Annotated in this window: 6 protein-coding genes; 2 read left to right on the forward strand and 4 right to left on the reverse strand. The window is 67.8% G+C overall.

All coding sequences use genetic code 11. The features are described 5' to 3' along the window. Window positions 1–126: 126 nt before the first annotated feature. Window positions 127–711, reverse strand: coding sequence for an RNA polymerase sigma factor (locus tag A3764_RS16890; protein ID WP_443069390.1), 585 nt, complete (start codon window positions 709–711; stop codon window positions 127–129). Window positions 712–770: 59 nt separating this feature from the next. After that, window positions 771–1316 carry an EF-hand domain-containing protein gene (locus tag A3764_RS16895; RefSeq protein WP_082850999.1) on the reverse strand — a complete coding sequence of 182 codons (546 nt, stop codon included), beginning with the start codon at window positions 1314–1316 and terminating at the stop codon, window positions 771–773. A gap of 268 nt (window positions 1317–1584) precedes the next feature. On the opposite strand from A3764_RS16895, the gene A3764_RS16905 reads away from it, so the two are divergent. Both A3764_RS16905 and A3764_RS16910 read left to right on the forward strand, forming a co-directional pair. Then, the gene (locus tag A3764_RS16905; protein ID WP_067922305.1) at window positions 1585–2001 is read left to right on the forward strand and encodes a DUF983 domain-containing protein; all 417 of its coding nucleotides are present in this window, start codon (window positions 1585–1587) and stop codon (window positions 1999–2001) included. A 44-nt stretch (window positions 2002–2045) separates the two neighbouring features. Continuing rightward, complete coding sequence (locus A3764_RS16910; RefSeq protein WP_067922346.1) at window positions 2046–2741, forward strand: NUDIX hydrolase; 696 nt, start codon at window positions 2046–2048, stop codon at window positions 2739–2741. Window positions 2742–2765: 24 nt separating this feature from the next. Here the strand turns inward: A3764_RS16910 and A3764_RS16915 are convergent, their stop codons facing one another. Next, window positions 2766–3683, reverse strand: coding sequence for a DMT family transporter (locus A3764_RS16915; protein ID WP_067922308.1), 918 nt, complete (start codon window positions 3681–3683; stop codon window positions 2766–2768). Between the two features lie 17 nt (window positions 3684–3700). Then, a partial coding sequence (locus A3764_RS16920; RefSeq protein WP_201722452.1) for a fatty acid desaturase occupies window positions 3701–3952 on the reverse strand: 252 nt, incomplete at its 5' end.

The following is a 3952-nucleotide window of genomic DNA, read 5'->3' on the forward strand; positions in this document are numbered from 1 at the left end:
TCGATCCGGGCCAGCAGGGTGCGGGAGGGGGCAGGCGGGCTGCGCCGGGCTTCGTCAAAAAGCGCCTCCAGCCCGGCTTCGGCCCCGGCGTCCTCTGCCCCATTGTCCGACTTGTTCCGGTCACGCTCAGTCATCTTCGTACCCCAGTTCGTCCCTGCGCCCGGCGAGTGCGGCCTTCAGCGCGCGTTTGCCCCGCGCCGTCAGGCTTTCCACCGCTTCGATCCCGATCTGCAGCACCTGCGCGATCTCCACATTGCCCAGCCCGTCGATATGGCGCAACACCACCGCCTGTCTTTGCCGCGCGGGCAGCGTGTTGAGCGCCTGCTGCAACGCGGCATCGCGGGCCTGCGCCTGCAGCAGCGCCTCCGGCCCCGGTGCGGGATCGGATGGTTCGGCCACGGCCTCCAACGGGGTCGCGGGCCGCCTGCGCAGCCGGTCCGTGCAGAGGTTGGCGACCACCCGGTAGGCCCAGGTGGAAACCTGCGCCTCGCCGCGCCGCCAATCGGGTGCGATCCGCCAGAGGCGCAGCATCGCCTCCTGCGTGACATCCTCGGCCTCGGCGGTGTCGCCCAGCACCCGCACCGCGTGGGCATAGAGCCGGGGCGTCAGCCGCGCACTCAGAAGCCGGGCCGCGGCGGCGTCGCCCGCGGCGTAGCGTGCCAGCAAATCGGCATCCGCCTCGGCCTGCGCTGCGTCGGTCCGGTTCTGCATGGCATCCATCGCTAAGGTCCGGCGCCGCGCCGCGCAAGCCGCGGGGCGCCGGACCAGCCTCAATCCGCCTGATGCCGGCGGCCATGGCCCGCGCCCTTGGCATGGCCTTGGGCGAATTCCTCTGCCGTGACAGCACCGTCGGCATTGGCATCCAATCGGCCAAAGAGGCGTGCGGGATCGTGGCGCGACAGCAGTTCGGCCCTGGACAGGCGGGCATCATTGTCGGTATCGAGCCTTTCGATCATACGCCCGGCCCGGTGATCGGCCTTGCCCTTCTTGCCCTTGGCCAGTTCGGCGGCGTCGAGCTTGCCGTCCCCGTCGCTGTCGAGCCGTTCCAGCATGCGTTTGCCGTGATCTTCGCGGTGGGCGTGCTGCGCCGCGCGCAGTTCATCCGCTGTCAGGAAACCGTCGCCGTCGGCATCGGCACTGGCAAAGCGCGCCTCTGCATGGGCCTCCAGCTCCGCCCTTGTGAGGCTGCCGTTGCCGTCCGCGTCGAGCGTGGCGAAAAACGCCGCCCGGTCCGGTCCCTGCGCCAGCGTGGCCCCCGCGCCCAGCACCAGAAGCGCGCTGAGAGTGGCGATGCGGATATTTGCCTGATGTTTCATGTCATACTCCGTTTTCATTGACGCCGCGCCTTTCTGCGTGGCGATACCCGGTCAAACGGAAGACCGGGGATTTTCCGTCGAAATTTTTTCGCTGCCGGATGAAGCGCGCGCCCGGCGGCGAACCGGCCTGTCCGAAAAATGCGGGCACCCTGCCTGCTTTGACCACGGCACCGGCGGGAATTTGCGACATGGCGCCGCAATCGCGTCCTCCCGCCTTTCAATCGGGGCCGTTTGTGCGCATCTAGAACTCCAAGCAGGAAAGCGCCCTATGCAGCAACACGCCCCCACCCCGGACCCCGCCGCAGCGGCCGATACCTCGGGCGAACGCGCCCGCTGGCCCGCGATCTTCCGGGGCTGGCGCAACCGCTGCCCCAATTGCGGCTCCGGCCCGTTGCTCAAAAGCTATCTGAAGGTGAACCATGACTGCGCGGTCTGCGGGCAGGAGTTCTTTCATCACCGCGCCGACGACGGGCCGGCCTATCTGACCATCCTGATCGTGGGGCATCTGCTGGCCCCGATGCTGCATATTGTCTTTGTCACATGGCGGCCCGAGCCTCTGACTCTCTTTACCATTTTTGCGGTTGGATGTGTCGGCCTGTCGCTTTACCTTCTGCCCAGACTGAAGGGCGCCTTGATCGGATTTCAATGGGCGAAGGAAATGGGCGGCTTCGGCCGCGCCAGCTGAACCGCCCCCTCCCCAATGTCGCAGCCAGCCGCCGGGAGCGCAGAATGACCATCGACAAGAGCCAGATCCGCAATGCGGCCACCGTGATCGTGATCCGCGACCGGCACGAAAGCCCCCGCATCCTGATGGGTCAGCGCGGCGCCAAGGCGGCCTTCATGCCCAACAAGTTCGTCTTTCCCGGCGGGGCCGTGGACGCGGGCGACGCCTATGTACCACTTGCCAGTGAATTGCCCGAGACCTGCGCCGCCCGGCTGGCCGAAGATGCCGAACCGGGGTTCGCCAATGCGCTGGCCGCCGCCGCGATCCGCGAGCTGTGGGAAGAGACGGGGCTGGTGCTGGGCAAGCCCGGCGACTGGGAGGGCCCGGTGCCCGAGGACTGGACGCGCTTTGCGGAAACGGGCCATGTGCCCCATGCCGCGCCTTTGCAATTCGTGTTCCGCGCGCTGACCCCGCCGGGGCGCCCGCGCCGCTTCGACGCGCGCTTCTTTCTCGTGGATGCGGGTGACATCGCCAGTGACCTCGATGATTTCGGTGCCGCCTGTGACGAGTTGAGCCATCTGCAATGGGTCGCCCTGTCGGATGCGCGCGCCTTCGACATGCCCTTCATCACCGAAGTCGTGCTGGCGGAGGTGGAGGCCCGCGCCCGCGATACCGCCCCGCCCGCCTCCGTCCCGTTCTTCAAGAACAGCGACGAGGAAAGCCTGTTTCTGCGGTTGCGGGGGCATCTGCCGACGGAGTGACCGCCCCGTGACGGAGCCGCGCGGTCAGGTCACGAGAACAAGCATCAGGATCGACACGACCAGCACCGCCATTCCGGCCCATTCCCGGGCGGTGATGCTTTCGCGGAAGAACAGGGTGGAGGCGGCGACGCTCAGGATCAGTTCCACCTGCCCCAGCGCCTTGACGTAGGCGGCGTTCTGCAGCGTGAAGGCGATGAACCAGCACAGCGAGCCGCCCATGGAGGTCAGGCCGATCCAGACCGCCACGCGCCGCGCGCGCCAGACGGCACGCATCTGCCCCGGTTCGCGCAGCCGCAGCCAGAGGGTCATGATCGCCGTCTGCATGGCCACCACCGCCGCCAGCGTGACGGCGGCGCGCAGAAAAGCGTCATCCGTCTGCACCGAAAGCGTGGCGCCCCGATAGCAGACCGCCGATATCGCAAACAGAAACCCCGAGGCGATGCCCAGGCCCGCCGCCCGGTTGCGCAGATCGCCCAGCCGCCAGCCGCGGGTCTCCGGCCCGCCGGACAGCACCAGCAGCCCCGCCACGCCGATGCCGATCGCGACGAAGCCCAGCGGGCTGACGCCTTCGCCCAGCACCAGCCAGCCCACCAGCACGGTCTGGATCACCTCGGTTTTCTTGAAGGTGATGCCGACCGCGAAATTACGCTGCTTGAACAGCAGTACCACGCAGACGGTGGCGAGGATCTGGGCGGTTCCGCCTGCAAGGCCAAAAAGCCAGAAGCCGGGGGCGAGCGCGGGCAGGCTGTTGCCGCTGCCGGGCAGGTAGATCGCCACCAGCGCCAGGATGAAGGGCGCGGAATAGAGGAACCGCGAAAAGGTCGCCCCCGCGGCGCTGAGCGTGGCCTGCGCCAGCATCTTCTGCAGCATGAACCGGCCGGTCTGGAAGACGGCGGCGGCAAGGGTGACGAGGATCCACAGATCGGGAAGGAAAGCGTCCATTCCCGTCTATAGGCGGATCAGGCGTCGTCGCGCCAGCCGGGATGTGCGACCGGATCCTTCGCGCGCAGCAGAAAGGCCCGGAAGACCGCGCCGTAGGACGGATAGACATATCCGCCGTTGCGCCGCAGATACCTGTCGCGCCGCGCCCGGTAGAGCGCGGGCAGCCGGTACCACGCCACGCCCGGGTGCATGTGATGGACGACGTGCAGATTGTTGTTCAGGAACAAGAAGGCCAGCAACCCACGGTCCTCGATGATGACGCTGCGGGC

It is taken from the genome of Sulfitobacter sp. HI0129 (assembly GCF_001635395.1).
Taxonomy (GTDB): domain Bacteria; phylum Pseudomonadota; class Alphaproteobacteria; order Rhodobacterales; family Rhodobacteraceae; genus Sulfitobacter.